Here is a 1897-nt window from a genome sequence, read left to right on the forward strand (position 1 = left end):
TTGCAATCCGGTTCCAGGCGTTGATGGTGGAGACCACCAATGTCAGTGCCGCCTGTTCACGCGGGGAAAACTGCTGTGCGACCAGATCATAGTCCGCGTCCGGCGCCGCAGTGGCCTCAATTCTTGTCAAGGCTTCGGTCCAGGCCAGGGCCGCCTGTTCCCGCGCGGAGTATAGCGAAGACTCCCGCCAGGCATTCAGGAGGTGCATCCGGTCTTCGCTCTCACCTTTCGAGCGCATGTCATGCGTGTGCATGTGGATGCAATACGCACAGCCATTGATTTGCGAGGCGCGCAGTTTCACCAATTCAATCAGGCTGTGTTCCAGGCCGCTGTCTTTCAGCGTGGCTTCAAGCGCCAGCATCGGTTGAAACAAGTCCGGTGCGATAGCGAAGTAATCAAGGCGCTGGGTCATCATTCTGTTCCTTTTCAGATGGCTTCAGGAACAGGACGAGGCAGCAAGGGCGTTTGTGACCTGCTGCCGGAAAAACACTCAAAAAAAGCCGGGGCGCCTGGATTGGGCGCCCCGGATCCGTGTCAGCGTTTGCCGTAGTAAAGGCCGACGACATGTTCCGCCTGAGCAAAGAACAGCCAGCGCGAGGTTGCGATACCTGCAATGTGCGACAGCGCCGCGAGGGCGGCAAACACATGTTTGATCACAACGCCCTGAACCGGGGTCAGGAGCAGCAAAAGCGGCAGGGCGAAACCCAGCACAAATGCAATCATCCGGAGCTTCTGGGCGTGTTTACGGCCGACCACATGCACGAACTCGCGCAACAGGTAGTTCGACCCGGTGTGCGGCGGCTCAAACGCGCGCACCGCGCCGCGGTCGCCGAGGCCGGTGGCGGTGCCGATGTCGGTGCCGGACGCCTCCAGCGCCTTGTCGCCTTTGGCCCAATAGGCCAGCTGCACCGAACCTGCGATCGCCAGCAGCCAGGGCGCCACGGCTTCGGCACCGGCCAGCAGTGCGCCGCCTGCCAGGCTGAACGACAGGAAGACCGCCGGGGTCAGCTCCATATTCCAGCGCGGGATGGTCTTGAGCTGGGTGTAGATCATCGAGGTGGTGAAGACGGTGGCAAGGCTGAGGGCAGCACCAATCCAGCCCAGCAACGTCCACTGGCTGTCAAAGAACACCGCGCCAAGCGCATAAAGTCCCATGAAAAGCAGGGCTCCAACGGCGCAGACGCCCTCGCGCGACAGCCAGCTGGTTTTCCACTGGGTGAAAGCGCGCCAGGCCCGTTCCGGGCGGCCCAGGTGGAAGGTGGAGGCCAGCAGGCCGCCGCAGGCCAGGCCAAAGGCGATGGCGTAGAACACAAAGGCCACAGCGCCGGTCACCGCAGGCTGGCCGAGGCCGAGGAAGGCCAGCAGGCCAAAGCCAAGACCCGACAGGGTGGTGAAGATAATGACGGATGGTGCGGGATGCATCAGTGCGCCCCCCCTGAAGAAGTGCCTGGAAGTTTGTCGAGTGCCTTGTCGAGCCAGCCGAGGAACCCTTGCGGCTCTTCCGCGACCGGGGCCAGCAGCGGCGCGAGGATGTCGATCTGATCCTCGATCTGGTCCTTGGGCCGGGGCGGCAGGTATTTGTTTACTGGCTTGGTGCCCATCTCCGGCATCAGATCCATACCGCCGCGCTCCTCTACCAGTTTGGAGACATCGCTGTCCGGGTCGCCGAGATCGCCAAAATGGCGGGCGCCGGCCGGGCAGGTCCGCACGCAGGAGGGGACGCGGTCCACCTCGGGCAGGTTCTCGTTATAGATCCGGTCCACACAGAGCGTGCATTTCTTCATCACACCCTCGGCCAGATCCAGTTCCCGCGCGCCGTAAGGGCAGGACCACGCACACAGGCCGCAGCCTATACAGTGGTCTTCATTCACCAGGACGATGCCGTCCTCGACACGTT

General features: G+C 62.6%; 3 protein-coding genes. All 3 read right to left on the reverse strand.

The features are described 5' to 3' along the window. Positions 1 to 412, reverse strand: a 412-nt coding sequence (locus tag A2I95_RS34540; protein WP_291737065.1) for a carboxymuconolactone decarboxylase family protein, incomplete at its 3' end; no start/stop codon positions are given. A 122-nt stretch (positions 413 to 534) separates the two neighbouring features. Beyond that, positions 535 to 1422, reverse strand: a complete 888-nt coding sequence (locus tag A2I95_RS34545) for a DmsC/YnfH family molybdoenzyme membrane anchor subunit (protein ID WP_027257492.1) — start codon at positions 1420 to 1422, stop codon at positions 535 to 537. Continuing rightward, positions 1422 to 1897: 4Fe-4S dicluster domain-containing protein (locus A2I95_RS34550; RefSeq protein WP_291737068.1), on the reverse strand; the 476-nt coding region annotated here is incomplete at its 5' end. The genes A2I95_RS34545 and A2I95_RS34550, both read right to left, overlap by 1 nt.

The sequence above is a fragment of the Leisingera sp. F5 genome (assembly GCF_001593695.1).